This window comes from Streptomyces kryoterrae (genome assembly GCF_054072135.1).
In genome coordinates, this window is record NZ_CM133358.1 from 174,018 (window position 1) to 191,365 (window position 17,348).

Genomic DNA, 17,348 nt, shown 5'->3' on the forward strand with positions numbered 1-17,348 from the left:
GACGATTCGCGGTCAGGAGCCGACGATGCGGCGCACGTTCTCCACGGCGCCGCATCGATCCTTCAGCTGACGCTCCCGCTCTGCCAGGAATGCCCCGCCCAGCTCCTCCCGACGCTCCATGGCGACGTTCTCACGTGCGCCATTGAGGATGGTGCGCTCCTCCTCGTCGGCGTGGTGGGTGACAGCCTCCACAAGGTCTTCCAGCTTGGCGTCCCATTTCTCGGAGCCGACCTCATCGACCTCCAGAAGTTCCAGGAGCGCCTTGTTGCCCTCCTCGTGCTCCTCCTCCCCGTGCTCGACCTCTTCGTCCTCGATCTTCTTGTAGCGCTTGAGGGCGGGGTACACCTTCGCCTCTTCCGCGAGCGCGTGCGCGATCAACAGATCGGCGAATTCCTGAAGGGCGGCCGCCCGGTCAGCTTCGACGCTGCGCATCAGACGGAAGAGATCCTCCATTCTTCGGTGATCCTGGAGAATGAGTTCAACGACGTCTCGTGTCTCGGCCATGGGAACAGGCACCACTTTCATGCGAGGGAACCTTGCAGGTACCGACTACCCCCACCCGCCGTTTTCAGTGGTCCCGGCTCTGCGTCAGGTCGCGGGACAGGGACCGCGGAGATTGGGCGGATAGCCGCAAGACACTGCCCGAACAAAGCGTTCGGTGACTGTGGTCGGAGTTTCCGCCGAAGGCGCCTCATAAACAGGGCGACAGGGAGTAGGCGAATGCGTGCGACAGCGACAACGTGTGAGAAACAACGAGATCGACCAACGGGAAGGTTTCCATGGGCACCCCGCTTACGACTCCCAACAAGAGTGGTGGGCTTGACCGGGTTACAGGTCGGTGTCGTGCACGAGACCGCTGGGCAGCGGGACGCGGCCAGCCGCGTAATCGCACGCGATTAGGCCCGCGACGTCGACTAACCCTCGGCCAGCCACCTCCATGACGGCACGACCCTCGACGTCCCCGGACGGCCACGCGTGGTGGCAGTACCCGGGCACACACCCGGCAGCGTTGCCTTCCAACTGCCGACGCAGGGCGTGGTGTTCACCGGGGACGCGCTGGTCACCATGACGGCCCGGTGGGCCTCACCGGCACCGGGCCCCAGATCATCGGCCCGGTATTCACCCACAACACGGCGCAGACGCGAACGTCACTGGCGGCGTTGACCTCGTTCGACGCGGGCCTGGTGCTGCCCGGTCACGGAGACCCGTTCCGAGGCGCCGTCACCGATGCCGTGGCACAAGCTCGACACACCCCGTCCTGATCCGCCGTTCCCAGGGCTCTTGACGACGCGGGCGCGTCTGGGCAAGCACCGACGTCGACCGCAAGACCAACGAGATCACTCGCTTCGAACCGCTGCTCGACCCGATCAGTGACCTGCGCGGCACCGTGATCACCGTCGACGCGTTGCACTGCCAGCGCGATCACGTCACCTACCTCGCCGAACGCGGCGCCGACTGGATGCTGACCGTCAAAGGCTAGCCAGCCCACCCTGCACCAGCAATCGGCCGGCCTGCCTTGGCGGGCCGTCCCGGATGTCACCCGCGAGGCCGGCCGCGGACACGGCCGCCGCGAGATCCGTGCCCTGAAGATTCACCGTCTCCACCGGCATCGACTTCCCGCACGCCGCCCAGGCCATCCAGATCCGCCGGCGGCACCGTTTGCACCAGTCGAGACGCTTCACCACCGAGACCGGCTACGCGATCACGAACCTGCACGTGCACCAGGCCCGGCCAGCACAGCTCGCCGCGTGGATCCGCCGTCACTGGCACATCGAGAACCAGATCCAACGGGTCCGCGATGTCACTTGGACGAAGACCGCTCCCAGATCCGCACCGGCACCGGACCTCAACTCACAGCTGCCCTGCGCAACGCCGCCATCGGCGCACTCCACATCACCGGCATCGCCGCCGCCAACCGCCACCACGCCCGCGACAGCACCCGATCACTGGCACTACTCGGCATCATCCAACGACTTTGCCGGGGCTCTGGGTGTCCATCGCGCTATTCAAAGTAGTGGATGTGGTCTCCCGGGGATACGGGCGGCGGCTGCGGCGACGGTTGCCAGGTCTTCGCTCGAGAAGCCGGCGCGGCTCAGCACCGCCAGGGATTTGTTCGTTGCCAGCGTGCACAACGCCAGCTCCGCAGCCTCGTGCTCATCGGCCCCCGCCGCCAGCAACGCCTGCTCCAGCATCGCCCGCAAACCGTCGATCATGGCACGGACCATCGCCTGGCCCTCCGCGTCGAGGGCCGGGAACTGCGTTGCCGACACCGTGAGCAGGCAGCCGTCCGGGACCGTCGGGTCGGCGATGCGGTTCAGGGTGACCTGCAGGTAGGCGGCCACAACGGCGCTCGGGCTCGGGTGGGGGCCGGACAGTGCCTGGTCGTACAGCGGGTGGTAGGTCTGCGTGTACCGTTGGAGGCTTTTCCGGAAGAGGGCGCTCTTGTCGCCGAAGGTGCCGTAGAGCGAGCTCCGGCCCAGGCCCGTTCCCTCGGTCAGCCGGTCGATCGAGGCCTCCGAATAGCCCCAGCGCCAGAAGACGTGCATCGCACGTCGTAGCGCCTCGTCCACGTCGAACTGCTTGCGGCCTGCCATGGTTCGTCAGCCTACACATCTTGCACCGATCGTTTCAAGATGTGTAGAGTCGTCGGCATGACAAGTTGCACTGATCGTTCCAAGATGAGTACGGCCGACAGTACGACAAGGCTGAGTTCGCTGCGGCTGCCCGACGGGTTCACCGACGTCTTCACCAGCCGGCTCGTGGAGCTGAACGGGCTGCGGCTGCACGCGGTCACCGGCGGGGACGGCCCACCGCTGCTGCTGGTCGGCGGGTGGCCACAGACCTGGTACGCCTGGCGGGAGGTGATGCCCGCGCTCGCCCGCGAGCACACCGTCGTCGCCGTCGACTCGCGCGGGGCCGGGCTCTCCGACAAGCCCGACGACGGTTACGACGCCGGCACGCTGGCCGCCGATCTGGTCGCTCTGATGGCCGCGCTCGGGCACGACCGGTTCGACGTGGTCGGCCACGACATCGGCATGTGGACCGGGTACGCCCTCGCTGCCGATCACCCCGAGCGGGTGGGCCGGCTCGCCGTCGTCGACGCCATCATCCCCGGTCTCACGCCGACCCCGTCGGTCTTCAGCCCGGCCGCGGTCAACCAGCGGCTCTGGCACTTCGGCTTCAACCGGCTCACCGACCTCAACGAGGAGCTGGTCCGGGGGCGGGAGCAGCTCTTCTTCGGCTACCAGTTCGCCAGGAAGGCAGCCACCCCGGACGCGATCCCCGCGTACGCCGTCGACGTCTACGTCGATGCGATCGTCACGGATCCCCGCGGGCTGCGGGCGAGCTTCGCGTACTACCGGGCGCTGGACGAGACGATCGCACAGAACGAGCAGCGCAAGAAGACCCGGCTGACGCTGCCGGTGCTCGCCATCGGCGGCGCGCGGTACAGCGGCGCGATGGTCGCCGAAACGATGCGGCTGGCGGCCGACGATGTCACCGGGGTGGTCCTCGACGACTGCGGCCATTACGTGGCCGAGGAGCAGCCGGCGCGGTTTACCGAGATCCTGGAGGACTTCCTCGGTGGCAAACCGATAGCAGGCGTGCCGCGCGACTGACACATTCGTGGCGGAGTTTCGCCATGTCTGTCTTCCGCCCCCGCTCATTCACGTTGCGGCGCCTCCCGCGCGCCAAGAATCTACGGCGATGCGTATGCCGTCGATGGTGCGCGAGGAAGAATGTCGATGCCCACAGTCAGCTACCGCAGGGTCCCGGCCGCGATGATCACGGCTTTACTCCGCGCCGGCACCGCCCCACCGTCCAAAGTCGACAAAGCGATGCGACAGGCCAACGGGCGATCACCGTCGACGGCAAGGCGTTACGCGGATCTCGCACCGTCGACACTGCCGCCCGGCACGTGATGGCGGCCTGCGATCAGGTCACCGCCGTGGTCCTTGCCGACACTGACATCGACGGCAGGACCAACGAGATCACCCGGTTCCGGCCGCTGCTGGACCAGATCGGCGACCTGCGCGACACCGTGATCACCGCGGACGCGCTGCGCTGCCAGCGCGAGCATGGCACCTACCTCGCCGAACGCGGCGCACACTGGATCCTGACCGTCAAAGGCAACCAGCCCCACCTGCATGCTCAGCTCGCCGCCTTGCCCTGGCGGGCCGTCCCGGCATCGACTTCCCGCACGCCGCCCAGGCACTGCAGATCCGCCGCCGCAGACGCCGCATCGACCAGCCGAAACGCTTCACCACCGAACCCGTCTACCCCATCACCGACCTGCGCGTCCACAGGGCCAGACCAGCACAACTGGCCGCCTGGATCCGCGGGCACTGGGCCGTCGAGAACAAGATTCACAGGGTCCGCGATATCACCTACGACGAAGGCCGCAGCCGGGTCCGTACGGGCACCGGACCTGAAGTCATGGCCGCTCTGCGCAACGCCGCCATCGGCGCGTTACGCACCGCCGGAATCACCGACATCGCCGCCGGCACCCGCCATCACGCCCGCGACAGCAGCCGCCCACTGGCCCTCCTCGGCATCACCTGACGACTTTGCCGGGGCCCTGGACCAGCTGCCGCATGGTGCGGCTGACGTGCGTGTTCAGAGTGTCCCGGACCAGGACGATCGGGCCGCCGAGCTGCGCGGGTGCCGGGACGCATCCATGGGCTCAGGGATGGGGAATTGACCGCCGTAAAGGCGCCACCTCACTGACCTGGCGTTTTCCAGGAAGATGTCCACGACGACATACCCCAGCGGCTTCCACGACGCACTTCCGGGGCGCTTCCGTCTGCTCCCGGCGGACTGAGAAATGGTGGAGCGCTGTGGGGTCTCACATTTCGGGTCGGGATCACGGCTGGTGGCGGAGCGGACGTCGGGTCCGACCAGGCGCTGAGACACGCAGGTCCCGCATGTGCCTCGTTCGCGTTGAAATTCCGACGCCTGGAAAGTTGAGCGGCCTCGCCGGGAACAGCCGGTCCGGTCGGCGAGGTTGCATCGACCGAGGGGCCGGCACCACACGAGCGGGGAACACGGAGACCACAAGGTCGTGGGCCCCACCAGGAACCGGCCCCCAGGATCGCGGTACGCCCGCCGCGCTACGTGGACCAAGACGTATGTCTGCAGGAGGACTTTTTCATGACTGACCGGCCCTTGACGCTCATGGCAGTACACGCGCACCCCGACGACGAGGCCACCGGAACCGGAGGGGTCCTCGCTCGGTACGCGGCAGAAGGCATCCGCACGGTTCTCGTGACGTGTACCGACGGCGGTTGCGGTGACGGACCGGGGGGTGTCAAGCCGGGCGATCCCGGGCACGATCCGGCGGCGGTCGCCTTGATACGGCGTCAGGAACTCGAGGCGAGCTGTGACGTCCTGAAGATCAGCGATCTGGAGATGCTGGACTACGCCGACTCCGGGATGACGGGCTGGCCGAGCAACGACGCCCCCGGATCCTTCTGGCAGACCCCCGTGCAGGAAGGCGCGGCCCGGCTCGCGGAACTCATGCGGCACTACCGGCCTGATGTGGTCGTCACCTACGACGAGAACGGCTTCTACGGCCACCCCGACCACATACAGGCCCACCGCATCACGATGGCGGCGCTGGAGATGACCGCACTGGCACCGAAGGTGTACTGGACCACGATGCCCCGCTCGACGATGCGGCGGTTCGGCGAGGTCATACGCGAGTTCGGAGAGGACATGCCGGAGCCGGATCCCGCCGAGGCCGCCGCGCTGGCCGAGATCGGCCTCCCCGACGACGAGATCACCACGTGGGTGGACACCATCGCGTTCAGCGGTCAGAAGTTCGACGCGTTGGCCGCGCACGCCAGCCAGGGTGAGAACATCTTCTTCCTCAAGATGGGCAAGGAGAGGTTCGGCGAGTTGATGGGCATGGAGACCTTCGTACGTGTCCAGGACGCCACCGGCGCGGCCATACCCGAGAACGATCTCTTCGCCGGACTGCGCTGATCAGAACCTCGGCCCGGGCGGCAAACGCACCCGCGCCCACCGGCCGCCGACCAAGGAAGAGGTCGAACGCGGTCAACCGCGCCCTGCTCGGCGAATGGGCCTGGCTGCGGCCCTGCACTCCGTCGCCAGCTGTCGCCGTGAGCGGGCCGAGGACCAGGGGGTGCCGGTGGGCACGGCCGGCCGGCTGCGGCGTGCTCAGCGTGAGCCCGGTCAGCGCCACAGGCCCTGGGCGCCGTTCAGATCCGGGGTCAGCGCGTGCGGGCGGCCGTCGGCGGCGAGGCGGCCGGACGGTATCTCGTCGGAGGTTCCGTAACGGTCCCGCACCGTGAGGGTGACGTCGGCGCCCGGCCCCGGCGTGCTGCTGCGCAGACCAGCGGTCAGCGTGAGCCGGGCCGGGCCCTCCGGTACCTCGATGCCCGCCGGCGTTCCGCGCGGCGCGAGCCCGGCAAGGAGCGGACCGTCCGACAGATCGCGCCGCGCCAGCACCGCCCCGGCCGCCTCCGCCGTGTTCAGGGCCACAACGGTCGCGATGCGGCTGCCGGAGAGCGACAGGGTGCCACGGACCGCGGGGGCGACCGCGTCAACGTGCCGGAGGTCCGCGTAGACGTCCGTACGGCCCACACCGCCGTTCCCGGAGGTCAGGACGCGCACCTCGGCACCGGCGCGGAAGTCGGCCTGGCCGGCCTGGGACCGGTGCCAGGCAGCACCCTGCCCGATCGCGATCACGCCCAGCGCCACGGAGATGAGCAGGAGCAGCACCGGACCCCCCGCATCGGCCGGCGGCTGAACTGCCAGCCGACCATGGCCGCGGTCAGCCCGCGCCCGCGGGCCAGAAGTCGCTCGCCGACACGCGCCGGCGAGGGCAGCAGCCGCAGCACCAGGACGTTCCGGCGAGCGGCACCAGAGCGGGGGCCGCCACCAGCAGCGGGTCGACGCCGAGAACCCCCTCGCGGTCGGTGGTGACAGCACCGGAGCGCTGGCTTCCGAGCAGCCAGAAAACGACGTCGGCCACGGCGAGCAACCCGCCGTCCGCCCCGGCCCGCAGCGCCCCTGCCCGCGCCGCGACAGTGCCCGTGAAGGACGCCCGCCACGCGGGGACAGCCACCGCCAGCGCAGCCACGCCCGCGGCGACCGACCACACCTCGGGCCGGCACCCGACCGGCACGTCGACGCGCACCCCGGTCCGGCCCAGCGCACCCTGCCCGACCAGCAGCCGCGTCAACGGCCCCGACAACAGCGGCGCCACCACCACCGCCGGCACGGAGATCAGCAAGGCCTCCAGCGCGGCCAGGCCCGCCAGCCGTGCCCGGGTCGCACCGCGCGCACGGAGCAACCGGGACTCGGCCGCGCGCTCGGAGCTGAGTTGTCCCGCGACGAGCAACAGGGCGCAGGCCACGAGCAGCCCGAGCTGACCAGCGACGATCAGCATGCTGGAACGCGTGACGAGCAGGGAGCGTTCGATGCGGTCCAGTCCCTCGCGCAACGCGGTGGCCGCTACCGTCGCACCGCTGAGCGCGGGCCGCTCGCGCGGCTTCGCGCTCCCCGAGCGGGCGGCCTCACGCAGCGCGTCGATCCGCTTGGTCGTCAGTGAGGAGTAGTCGGCCGACACCAGCCAGCCCGACGCACCGACGCTCACCCGCCCCGACGTCGGCACGCCCCGCGGCGGTGAGCAGGGGACCGTACGTCGTGAAGCTCGACGCCTGCACGCCGCGGCCACCCAGGTCGTCCAACTGCCAGTAGGGCGCCCGGACGTGCACCGGCCGGTACACGCCGGTGATCAGTACGCGCACCGCCGGGCAGGCCAGCCGGTCGGTGACGGTCAGCCGGGCGCCGAGTGCCACCCCGAGGCGCTGGGCCGCGCTCTGCGGAAGTGCTGCCTCGATGGACCCGGCGGTCACCGCCTCACGGGGAGCCGTCCTGCGACGGTCCGCACCTGCCGTGCGATCCAGGACCGCGAAGTGCGTGAGGTCCGGGTTCCCGTCCCGTTCGGAGGCCGGCCGCAGCGCGAGCGGCAGGGCGTAGGGGCCGGAACGCAGCTGGGTACGCACCCGCACGGGCAGTCCGGCGAAGATGGTGCGGGCCCCCGCCCGCACGGCGTCGTCGGCCGCCTGCCGCTCGTCGGCCGGCACGTCCCCGTTGACCACCAAAGCGGCCTCGGCGGCGGTGCGTTGCTCGGTGGGCGACCGCCGCAGCGCCGCATCGCCTATCGCGCCCGAGTAGGCGGTGTGCACGGCCCGCACGGTCGTGGCCAGCAGCACGGCCAGCAGGGCGGCACCCAGGAGTACGCGGCACACCCACGCCCGCAGCGCACGGAACCGCAACGCGCCTGCGGGCACCCCTCATTGCCGCACCAAACCCCCCGATTCCCACCACACGGACCCGAACGCGACACAGCGTTCCCTGCAGACGATCGGCCGCGGGCCCGGCGGCCAACCGATCAGAATCGCGCCCGGTCGTGCGGCCGACCGAGCCGGCGGGGACGGCTTTCCGGGGAGGTCCGTGCCGTAGGCCGCCGTCCCGTCGACGGACGGGACGGGAGGGCTCTCAGACGGTGGTGGTCAGGGGGACGGTGGCTTCCCAGACGAACCCGTCCGGGTCGTTGAACGGTCCGGCGGCGCTGGAGAGGACGAGCCGGTGCGATCCGCTGCCGTCGGCGGCGACACCCGCGTCCTTCGCCAGCGCACGGCGCTTGTACAGAGCCAGCTTGAGAGGACCCGACCCGGCGGCGAACTCGACATACGTGCCGCCGAAGCTCTTCTTCACGGTGAGGCCCTGCTCGACGTAGAACTGCTTGCCGGCCTTCACGTCCTCGACGCCCAGCAGGAGCACGAGTTCGTCGAATTCCCGGGCGGCCGGGCGCGTGTCCTTTTTCGCCGACGTCGCGATCTTCCAGATCGTGCCGTCCGGGGCCTGAACGACGCCGCCGTAGCCCCACAGCGACTTCGAGACGGGCTTGAGGACGGTGGCGCCGGCCTCGAGAGCGGAGCCCACCAGGGCATCGACGTTTCCTGGCTGGGACACCACGAGCGACAGGGTGAACCCACGGAAACCAGCCGTGGGGCTCTCGGCGGCCCGCAGCCGCACCTGCGACGGACCCAGCCCGAAGGCGGCGGAATAGAAACGGGCGGCGGACGCGGTGTCGGCCACCTCGAGGGTGACGGAATCGAGGGAGTTCATGGCATCGACGGTAGACGCGGCCGGTCCACCGGCACTTCTCCGAAACTGCTCCGTCCGAGGCCGCCCTCGGATTCGGCCGGGGCCATGTGCTGGAGCGGCCTCCGACCGCCACACGCCGGCACCGCCGCGCAACCCGCCGGACGCGGGAATACAGCAGGCCGGTGCCCCGGACGTCAAGCTCCGGAAACGGATCGTGGCCGGCCGTGGCGGCATTGTGCTCCTGCGGCAAGGCCTCGTCGCGTCCTCGCACTTGAGACGTCCCGCTCCTCCCGCACCGCGTCCTCCTGCGCTGGTGATCTCCAGGGGCGAAACCCTCGCCGGGGGCGACTTCCTCACGTGCGCCGTCATCCCCGCGCTGTCGTGCGTGGACAGCCCCGTTCCACGGCCAGTCGTGCGGCCGCCCGGCGTGCCTCGGCGACGCGGTGCGGCGAGTTCCAGGCGAGCGCGACGCGTTCGGCCAGCGCGTAGTTGTCGGCCGCGGCCTGGTCCTCGCCAAGGAGCCGGTACAGGTCGGCGAGGGAGTGCGCGAGCGGGCGGGTCGCGTAGGCGGCGCCCGCCGTACCCGCGAACTGGTCGCGGATGGACAGCAGATGGCCGATCAGCATGGCCGCCATGTCCGTGTCCCCGAGCAGGAACGCGAGTTCGCAGCGGTAGTCCAGTTCCACACCGTAAAGGTGGTCGGTCACCGGTCGCGGCGGGAGAGGCACCGCTGTCGCCTCCTCCAGCCGTCCCAGACGGGCCAGGACCAGGGCGTACGCCACGGCGACGGAGGTGCCGAACTCCGCGTGGAGATCGCGAACGGCCGGTTCCAGGTCGGCCACCCGCTCCTGGGCGAGCCGGATGGTGATCATGCCCAGCCTGCGTGGGCCCGTCGCGTAGTGCGCCCCGGCGCGCTGGAACATGTCGTCGGCCGCGGCGTAGCGGGTCTCTGCCTCGTCGAAGCGTCCGGCGACGGTGGCCAGCATGGCGGAGGTCGCGGCGGCGATGCCCTGCGCCCACACCATGCCGTAGCGGCGCGCCAGTTCCAGGGCGCGGGCGTTGTGCCGGCGCAGCCCGTCGGGGTCGTTGCGGGTCGCGGCGGTCATGCCGTCCAGGTGCTCGCACACCCAGCGGTAGGCCGGGAGATCGTGCGTCTGCGCCAGCTCCCGCAGTTCCGCGACGAGCGGCGCGCGGACGGCACCCTGCGCCTCGTGCGGCAGCAGCTTGGCGGACGTCATCAACGCCGAGGCCAGCAGCCGCGGTTCGCCTTCGGCTCGGGCCAGGGCCAGTTGCGCGTGCGCCGCCTCAAGGGCCCGCGGCGCCTCCTCGGCGGCCGCCGCGTCGACGAGGACCTGGAGAACTCGGGCTCGCGTCGCGCCGTCGAGGGTGTCGTCGTGAGCGAGTCGCTCCAGACGGGCCAGGGCGGTGCGGTCGAACGCCCCCTCCAGCCGCGTGCGCCAGGGTGAGGGCTCGGTCCAGGCGCCGTAGACCGTCGCGACCAGGTCGTCCCGGCCCGCGCGCATCGCCAGGTCGACCGCCCGTTGCCGGGTGTGCCGGGCGGCGTGCGTCGCCCCGGCCCGCACTTGTGCCCCCAGCAGCCGCACCAGCAGGGCCACCGTGTCCTGCGGATCGGCGTCGCGGCCGGCCACGGCTACCGAGTGCGCCTCCAGGGCATGCTCGATCAGCTCGATCGCCGTGTCGTGGGCATACCGCCGTTCGGCGCGCTCGGCCGCCCGCAGTGCGTAGTCGACGGCCAGGGGTGCGTTGGCGGTTCTGCCCGAACGGGCGAAATGGTGGGCCAGGGCCGCGAAATCCTGCGGGCGGTGGCGTCTCAGTCCTTGTGCGACACGGTCGTGCAGACGTGCCCGCCGCACGCCGGACAGGTCGGTGTACACGGTGTCGCGGACCAGTGCGTGCACGAAGCGGACCCGTCCCAGAGCGGGTTCGGTCAGGAGATCGGCCGCTATCGCCGCGTCGAGTCCTTCCAGCACCGTGTCCTCGTCGACGTCTGCCGCGTCGGCGAGGAGGGCGACCTCGGACTCCAGCCCCGCGACCGCCGCGAGTCGCACGGCTGAACGGGCGCCGGCCGGCAACATGGCCAGACGCCTGCGGAGCACGTCGCGTACGCCCTGCGGAACTTCGGACACGGCTACCAGAGCGCCCTCGCTCACCAGCAGACGCGCGCTCTCAAGGACGTAGAAGGGGTTGCCGCCGGTGCGTTCGGTGAGCGCTCTCACCGTCGTCTCGTCAACGGGTTCACCGCAGACGACGCCCACCAGGGTCGCGACGTCCTGGGGCGAGAGGCCACCGAGCGCTATACGTCGTGGAGCGCTGGGCGCGAGATGGGCGAGGGTCTTGCCCAGGTCCTCGCCCACCTCTGCCGGTCGGTAACTGGCGACGAGGAAGAGAGGTACGCCGGTGATCTGCGCCGCCGCTTCGAGCAGGGCCAGCGTCTCGCCGTCGGCGCGATGCACGTCCTCCAGGAGAATGGCCAGCGGCTGCCCGGCTGCCACGGCCCGCAGCCAGGCGGCGAAGGCGCGGTGCATACGGAAACGCCCCGTGGCGGCCTCGTCGCGCGTCATGGCGGCCATGGCCTCCGGCTCGTGCAGCAGGACGGCGAGCTCCTCGGGGTGCGGCGGCGGCGCGAAACGGGCGAGGGCTTCGAGTGTCTCCACCCAGGCCCACGCGGGCGGAGCCCCCTCGTACTCGGGGCAGCGCCCGATCACCACGGTCCAGCCCTCCGTCTCCAGCCGCCTCCCGAGCCGGTCGAGCAGTGCGGACTTGCCCCCTCCGGCCTCGCCGGTGACCAGAGCCACGCCACCCGCCCGCCGTGCCGCTCGTGCCGCAGCCTCCACGGCGCCCACTTCGGCCTCCCTGCCGACGAAGAGGGAGCCGTCGTCCTCGGGCGCGGCAACAGGGGCGGTTCCCGGCACGGCGACGGCACGGGGCGCTTCCGGCACGGCGGCGCGCAGCACGTCCAGCCGCTGGGCGAGGACGGCATCCTCCAACTCGGCCAGGGCCGGACCGGGATCGCACCCGAGCTCATCCCGCAGCATCGCGGTGGCGCGGCGCAGAGTGGACAGGGCGTCGCCCTGGCGGCCGCAGGCCCACTGGGCGAGAGTGAGCAGCCGCCAGCCCTCCTCCCGCAACGGGCTCCGCCGCACCAGGGCTTCGGCCGTCAGCACCGCCTCGGCCGCGTGTCCCGTGCCGAGGTCGGCCGCGACTGCCAGTTCGCGGGCCTGAGCGCACGTTTCCGTCAGCCGGGCCACCTCATCGGCGGTCCAGGTCTCGTCCCTGTGCTCCAGGAAAGCCGGGCCGTGCCACCATCCGAGGGCTTCCGACAGCAGGTCCCGCGCCTGGTCGGGCGGAGCGCTCCGGGCCCGGGTCACCTGCGCTTCGAACCGCCAGGCATCCACCGCCTCGGGCGGCAGCCGCAGGGCATAGCCCGGCGGTGAGGTGACCAGCGCTGCCGCCGGGGTACGCGGAAGCCGCTCCGGCTCCAGCAGCCGGCGCAGGTTCGACACATAAGCGTGCAGGGACACGGTCGCCTTGGCCGGGGGTGCCCCACGCCACAGGTCGTCAAGCATGCGCCCGACGGGCACCACCTCCTGGCGGGCCGCGACCAGCAGCGCGAGAACGGCCCGCTGCCGGGGGGCTCCCAGCTCGACCGGCTTTCCCCCGACATCGGCACCCAGGGGGCCCAGGACTCGTATTCGCAGCACGCCGCGCGAATCTACCCGAGCGGCGGCGGCAGCCCGTCAACAGCCGCTAAACGCCGTGGTCAGCGGCCCCAAGTGGGGTCCCAAACGGACGCCAAGCCGGTTGCGGAACGGTGGGCGCGTCTCACCGGTCCCTCATTCTTGGAGCAAGCAGGCGTGTCCCGCAGTACGGCTTTCCCCTCCCCCGCCGGCAATCGGCCGCACACACACGAGATGGTGGTTGTCCATCGGGTCTTCAGACGGGAGTCGGCGCTCGCGCCCCGTCTGGTCCGGGCCGTGGCGGACGGCGACACGGCCCGCGCGACGCTGGTCGCGGCGCACCTGACCGACTACGTGATGGGGCTGCGTCATCACCACTCGCTCGAGGACGAGTTGGTCTGGCCCCTGCTGCACGCCCGAGCGGTGGACGGTGAGCTGGTCGACCGTATGGAGGAGCAGCACCAGCGCATCGACCGGAGCCTGGCGGTCGTGGCCGAATGGCTGCCCGCCTGGCTGAGTGAGGCGAACCCCATGGCCCGGGAGGAACTGGCCTTGGCGCTGGTCGAGCACCATGCGGTGCTGATCGAGCACCTCGACGACGAGGAACGGTTGCTGCTGCCCCTGGTCGCCGACCATCTGACCGTCGCCGAGTGGGATCTGGTGCGCCGCCGCGGGCTGGAACAACTTCCCAGAAACAAGGTGTTGTTGGCCCTCGGCGCGATTCTTGAGGATGCGACGCCGCAGGAGCGCGCCGACACCCTCAGTAAGGCGCCGTTCGTCGGCCGCCTGCTGTGGAGGACCGTCGGCCGACGGCGGTACGCCGCGTCCTGCCGTGTCCTGCGCGGCGTACTGCACGAGGAGGTGAATCGGTGACCGTGCTCGATGCCGCCCCACTCGATGTTCTCGACGCCTACCGGACCTGCGAGTTCGTCACACTGGGCCGGGACGGAGCACCGGTGGTCTGGCCCGCAGCCGTACGGCGTCAGGCCGATGGGACCTTGTTGTTGACCACGTCTCTGGCGTTCTCGCAGAAGGCGCTGAACGTGCGCCGGGACGGGCGGGTGGGCCTCCTCTACTCCGATCCCACCGGTAGCGGCTTCGACCGTGCCCCCCAGATCTTCGTCAGCGGCCGGGCCGTCTGTCCGGACGACATCATGACGGGCCCCGAGGGCGCCGAGGACTACTGGCGGATGCTCTTCGAGCGGCAGCCGCACAGCCGGTCCTATCTCGCACCCGGTGTCAGACGGCTGATGGACTGGTACTACCTGCGCCTGCTCATCACCGTCACTCCCGAACTGGTCGTCGTGCGCCCTCCGTTGGCCTCCCTTCCCGCGTCGCGGTCCGCCGCGGGGAACGGGCCCGCCTCGGTCCCGCTCGGCGCGGCGCAACTCGCCCGCTGTCCGAGCGCGGTCCTGGCCGCGTGCGACAGGACGGGAGCTCCCTTGCTTGCCCGGACCCGGCCGGTGGCGACAGACGCCGGCTTCACGGTGACGGTGCCGTCCGACTGGGCCGGGACGGCCGGCCCGGCCTCCCTGCTGGTCCATCGGCACGACGCGCAGCTCAACCACATGCGGAACACGCTCGTCCGCGGGGTGCTGCAACAGGCCGGCGAGGAGTGGCTGTTGGTGCCCGGCACGGTGATCGAGCCGATGGGTTCCGGCCGTCCGAGCGACGCGCTGCGCGTGCTGCGCCGGACGAAGCGGTCCACCGCACGCTATCTGGAACAGCGCAGCCTGCCACGGCCGCGTGTGCGGTGGGACGCGTTCCGGGCACTGGTCGCGTCTGAGCCGACGCGAACCGGCAGTTGACGACGGTCCACGGGGGCGGTGGTCCAGGCGTGTCTCACGCGAGGTGCGCTCTCGCCTCCTGAAGGACACGAGGTCTCGAAGATCACGGCGGGGATTCTTGTGCCGTCCTCCGCGCTCGGCCCACTTCCGGTCCGGGTGGGGCTGGAGGTCGAGCGGCCCGAACTCGTCGCTGCGGCAGACGACTTCGGGCTCGCCACCCTCGGGCAGGACCTCGCCGGGGGCGAACCGGCCTGGCCCTGGTGTTCTTCCTGACCTCGGTGGTCTTCGCCGCTACCACACCCTGTGCGGACAGCGGAAGAACTCGTCCCCGAGGCCGAGCCGGTCCACGGTGCGGGCGCGCACCGCCGGGGACGGCAGTGCCCCGAGGGGTCCGCCTCCGCGCTCACCTGTACGTGCGCCCGCAGCGGCCGGGACCTCGCCGTGACGGGGGCCGAGTCCCACGGCTCCAAGGCGGACGGATCGCGGAGCTCCGGGACGACACCGACCTGCGGACTCCTCCGCCAGGCCGTCCCGTACCCGTCCCCGTACCCGTCCCCATACCCATGCCCGACCAGATTCGGTCCTTCTGACCCCGGACCCCGCCGTTGCCCGGTCCGGGGTGCTGCACATCTGCTCGTCATGCTCTGTGCTCGGGTCCTGGGGCCGATCGGTGCCGACATCGACGGGGCGCTGGTCCGCCTCTGGATTCCCTGGGCACCGAGCGTCCCCCGCCCTGCTGCCGACGAGCCGTGGCGGCCTTGTGCCGGTCGACCGGCTGACCGATCGGCCGCGGCGTGCTCAGCCCTCGCACAGGTGACCGCCTCGCCGCATGTCCATGTGCCGCATCCGCGCCGCCTGCTGGTGCCCGCGCGGGCCGCGCCGTAGGGGCTGGTCACCGGTGCGGCGGGAGCCGGCGAGTCCGCGCTGCTCGCCCGGATCCGCGGGACGCGCGGGGAGGTCGGGCCGAAGGTTTCGCGCCGACCGGCGTCGTGGCGGGGCTCCGGGCGGGCCCGGCCGGGGTCACCAGAGGTAGAAGCCCGCGGCGGAGGCCGTCCCGGTGGTGGACACACCGACTCCGACAGCGTCGTTGAAGCTGAAGAAGCCGATGTAGCGGCCGTTGCTCTGGTACAGCTCGACGACGTCCTTGCTCTGGCCGGCGACACTGACCGTGGTGCAGGTGCCGGGGTTCACCAGCGTGGTCGAGGAGTTCGACGCGGTGAACACCGCATAGGACGTGTAGTAGCCGTCCGAGCAGAGGGTCAACCGGTATGGCGTCGCGGCCTGGGCCGGTGTTCCCATGACGAGAGACACCGCAGCGGCGGTGACGGCGGTGAATGCGGCGGTGAACACGTGACGACGCCGGTCGGTGCTGGCCATGGTTACCTCATCGGGCAGGAGTTCGGAGGCCGACGGACGGTCGGCAGCCACACCGAACCACGGCTCGGGGCGGCCCGCCGTCGGCCCGTCCCGGGGTTGCCCGGTCGGCTCCCGATCACTGCACGATCGACTCGCGTCGGCCCGGCACGGGTGCGCCCGACCTACGATCGGCCGCATACCCGCTTCGCGTCACGGGTCGTCCGCTCGCACCGTCGGTGACCGCGGAACGCCTTGTCCGGCGGCGGCCGGGGCAGCGGAGGGCGCGGTGCCAAGCCGGCGTCAAGCAAACGCCAAGTCCGGCGTCGGAGGATCCGGGTATCGCTGTGCCGACGGCGTGAAAGAGGAGCACACGCTTGTCCACCGCGAACATCGTTGAGCCACACCCCGGGACGTCCGGACAGCGGATTCCGTCGCGCCCATCGGCCTCCCCCGAGGGGGATCCGGCGGACCGGCGCGCCCCCCTCGCCGGAGCCGGGTCCGCGACCCCGGCCGGCGGCGGCCACCGGGCCCGTACCGGCCGGGCACTCCGTGGGGGAGGCAGCGCGGCGGTGGTCTCCGCCGGTCCCGGGACGCCACCGGCACCGATCCCTCCCTGGAGTGAGAGCGACATGCAGGACTACATCGTGGGCGACAACGAGGCGCGTCCGGCGGTGAGCAACGGAGGCCGGCGGGCCGCGGCGGGAACCGTGGCCGTCTCGGTGATCGCCAGTGACCCGATCACCGGCGAGGGGACGATCGCGTGCCTGCGCACCTACACCGGGCTGAAGCTGCTGTCGGCCGACGAACGGCCGCGCGCCGACGTGATCCTGATGCTGGCGAACGAGGTCACCGAGAACACGATGCAGGTGATGGAGACGGTCGCGGAGCGCTCGTCCAATCCCGGCATGGGCATCGTGCTGGTCACCGAGCGGCTGCGCGACCACCATGTGATGCGGGCCCTCCAGTGCGGCCTGCGCGGTGTGATGTCCCGTCAGGTCTCCGGGTTCGACGCGGTGGTGGAGTCGGTGCGCGAGGTCGGGGCCGGCGGCGCGCATCTGCCAGCATCGCTCCAGGGGTGGCTGGTGGACCGGCTCCAGTCGATCCAACGCGATGTGCTCGCTCCGCTGGGGATGACCGCGTCGGGCCTGGACACCCGTGAGGTGGCAGTTCTGCGGCTGCTGGCCGAGGGCATGGACACCACCGAGATAGCCGAGCACCTGAGCTACTCGGAGCGCACCATCAAGAACATCATCAGCGGCATGATGACCCGGCTCGGTCTGCGCAACCGCACCCAGGCCGTGGCCCACGCGCTGCGCAGCGGCGCCCTGTGAACCATCGGCACCGGACGGCCGCGCCGCACGGCCCGCTC

General features: G+C 71.0%; 17 protein-coding genes and 3 pseudogenes. 10 read left to right on the forward strand and 10 right to left on the reverse strand.

All coding sequences use genetic code 11. From position 1 onward, the window contains the following. Window positions 1-12: 12 nt before the first annotated feature. On the reverse strand, window positions 13-504 hold the full coding sequence (locus ACW4TU_RS00585; protein WP_457423460.1) for a hemerythrin domain-containing protein: 492 nt from the start codon (window positions 502-504) through the stop codon (window positions 13-15). Between the two features lie 474 nt (window positions 505-978). On the opposite strand from ACW4TU_RS00585, the gene ACW4TU_RS00590 reads away from it, so the two are divergent. Together ACW4TU_RS00590 and ACW4TU_RS00595 are read left to right on the forward strand one after the other, a co-directional pair. Beyond that, window positions 979-1,164 (forward strand): MBL fold metallo-hydrolase, encoded by a 186-nt coding sequence (locus ACW4TU_RS00590; RefSeq protein WP_457430631.1) that lies wholly within the window; start codon window positions 979-981, stop codon window positions 1,162-1,164. A 166-nt stretch (window positions 1,165-1,330) separates the two neighbouring features. Then, a pseudogene (locus ACW4TU_RS00595) lies at window positions 1,331-1,480 on the forward strand (ISAs1 family transposase); the annotation flags it as partial. A gap of 526 nt (window positions 1,481-2,006) precedes the next feature. On the opposite strand, the gene ACW4TU_RS00600 reads toward ACW4TU_RS00595, so the two are convergent. Beyond that, entirely contained in the window at window positions 2,007-2,594 is a 588-nt protein-coding gene (locus ACW4TU_RS00600; protein WP_457423462.1) for a TetR/AcrR family transcriptional regulator, read from the reverse strand. Window positions 2,595-2,678: 84 nt separating this feature from the next. Here ACW4TU_RS00600 and ACW4TU_RS00605 point away from each other — a divergent pair, with 84 nt between their 5' ends. Together ACW4TU_RS00605 and ACW4TU_RS00610 are read left to right on the forward strand one after the other, a co-directional pair. Next, window positions 2,679-3,617 (forward strand): alpha/beta fold hydrolase, encoded by a 939-nt coding sequence (locus ACW4TU_RS00605; RefSeq protein ID WP_457423464.1) that lies wholly within the window; start codon window positions 2,679-2,681, stop codon window positions 3,615-3,617. A 23-nt stretch (window positions 3,618-3,640) separates the two neighbouring features. Next, a pseudogene (locus ACW4TU_RS00610) lies at window positions 3,641-4,105 on the forward strand (hypothetical protein); the annotation flags it as partial. A 44-nt stretch (window positions 4,106-4,149) separates the two neighbouring features. Here ACW4TU_RS00610 and ACW4TU_RS00615 read toward each other — a convergent pair. Continuing rightward, window positions 4,150-4,302 (reverse strand): hypothetical protein, encoded by a 153-nt coding sequence (locus ACW4TU_RS00615; RefSeq protein WP_457430749.1) that lies wholly within the window; start codon window positions 4,300-4,302, stop codon window positions 4,150-4,152. A gap of 132 nt (window positions 4,303-4,434) precedes the next feature. On the opposite strand from ACW4TU_RS00615, the gene ACW4TU_RS00620 reads away from it, so the two are divergent. After that, the gene (locus ACW4TU_RS00620; RefSeq protein ID WP_457430751.1) at window positions 4,435-4,560 is read left to right on the forward strand and encodes a hypothetical protein; all 126 of its coding nucleotides are present in this window, start codon (window positions 4,435-4,437) and stop codon (window positions 4,558-4,560) included. Between the two features lie 19 nt (window positions 4,561-4,579). Here the strand turns inward: ACW4TU_RS00620 and ACW4TU_RS00625 are convergent. Further along, window positions 4,580-4,663 (reverse strand): annotated as a pseudogene (locus tag ACW4TU_RS00625) (transposase); the annotation flags it as partial. 485 nt (window positions 4,664-5,148) lie between these two features. Here ACW4TU_RS00625 and ACW4TU_RS00630 point away from each other — a divergent pair. After that, window positions 5,149-5,982 carry a PIG-L family deacetylase gene (locus ACW4TU_RS00630; protein ID WP_457423466.1) on the forward strand — a complete coding sequence of 278 codons (834 nt, stop codon included), beginning with the start codon at window positions 5,149-5,151 and terminating at the stop codon, window positions 5,980-5,982. Window positions 5,983-6,192: 210 nt separating this feature from the next. Here ACW4TU_RS00630 and ACW4TU_RS00635 read toward each other — a convergent pair whose 3' ends face one another. The 5 genes from ACW4TU_RS00635 to ACW4TU_RS00655 form a co-directional block, all read right to left on the reverse strand. Continuing rightward, window positions 6,193-6,741 (reverse strand): hypothetical protein, encoded by a 549-nt coding sequence (locus ACW4TU_RS00635; protein ID WP_457423468.1) that lies wholly within the window; start codon window positions 6,739-6,741, stop codon window positions 6,193-6,195. Between the two features lie 52 nt (window positions 6,742-6,793). After that, complete coding sequence (locus ACW4TU_RS00640) at window positions 6,794-7,618, reverse strand: FtsX-like permease family protein (RefSeq protein ID WP_457423470.1); 825 nt, start codon at window positions 7,616-7,618, stop codon at window positions 6,794-6,796. Next, window positions 7,539-8,318, reverse strand: coding sequence for a hypothetical protein (locus tag ACW4TU_RS00645; protein WP_457423472.1), 780 nt, complete (start codon window positions 8,316-8,318; stop codon window positions 7,539-7,541). Before ACW4TU_RS00645 ends, ACW4TU_RS00640 begins: the two co-directional genes overlap by 80 nt. A gap of 208 nt (window positions 8,319-8,526) precedes the next feature. Beyond that, window positions 8,527-9,159 (reverse strand): glyoxalase, encoded by a 633-nt coding sequence (locus ACW4TU_RS00650; protein WP_457423474.1) that lies wholly within the window; start codon window positions 9,157-9,159, stop codon window positions 8,527-8,529. Window positions 9,160-9,503: 344 nt separating this feature from the next. Beyond that, window positions 9,504-12,860 (reverse strand): ATP-binding protein, encoded by a 3,357-nt coding sequence (locus ACW4TU_RS00655; protein WP_457423476.1) that lies wholly within the window; start codon window positions 12,858-12,860, stop codon window positions 9,504-9,506. Between the two features lie 210 nt (window positions 12,861-13,070). On the opposite strand from ACW4TU_RS00655, the gene ACW4TU_RS00660 reads away from it, so the two are divergent. The 3 genes from ACW4TU_RS00660 (at window position 13,071) to ACW4TU_RS00670 (ending at window position 14,896) form a co-directional block, all read left to right on the forward strand. Further along, window positions 13,071-13,709: a hemerythrin domain-containing protein gene (locus ACW4TU_RS00660; RefSeq protein WP_457423478.1), complete on the forward strand. Its 639-nt coding sequence runs from the start codon at window positions 13,071-13,073 to the stop codon at window positions 13,707-13,709. Continuing rightward, entirely contained in the window at window positions 13,706-14,644 is a 939-nt protein-coding gene (locus ACW4TU_RS00665; RefSeq protein ID WP_457423480.1) for a pyridoxamine 5'-phosphate oxidase family protein, read from the forward strand. The genes ACW4TU_RS00660 and ACW4TU_RS00665 overlap by 4 nt, the downstream gene beginning before the upstream one ends. 99 nt (window positions 14,645-14,743) lie before the next feature. After that, entirely contained in the window at window positions 14,744-14,896 is a 153-nt protein-coding gene (locus ACW4TU_RS00670; protein WP_457423482.1) for a hypothetical protein, read from the forward strand. Between the two features lie 747 nt (window positions 14,897-15,643). On the opposite strand, the gene ACW4TU_RS00675 is transcribed toward ACW4TU_RS00670, so the two are convergent. Further along, complete coding sequence (locus tag ACW4TU_RS00675; protein WP_457423484.1) at window positions 15,644-16,000, reverse strand: hypothetical protein; 357 nt, start codon at window positions 15,998-16,000, stop codon at window positions 15,644-15,646. Window positions 16,001-16,608: 608 nt separating this feature from the next. On the opposite strand from ACW4TU_RS00675, the gene ACW4TU_RS00680 reads away from it, so the two are divergent. Continuing rightward, window positions 16,609-17,310: a response regulator transcription factor gene (locus tag ACW4TU_RS00680; protein ID WP_457423486.1), complete on the forward strand. Its 702-nt coding sequence runs from the start codon at window positions 16,609-16,611 to the stop codon at window positions 17,308-17,310. The last annotated feature ends 38 nt before the right edge of the window (window positions 17,311-17,348 follow it).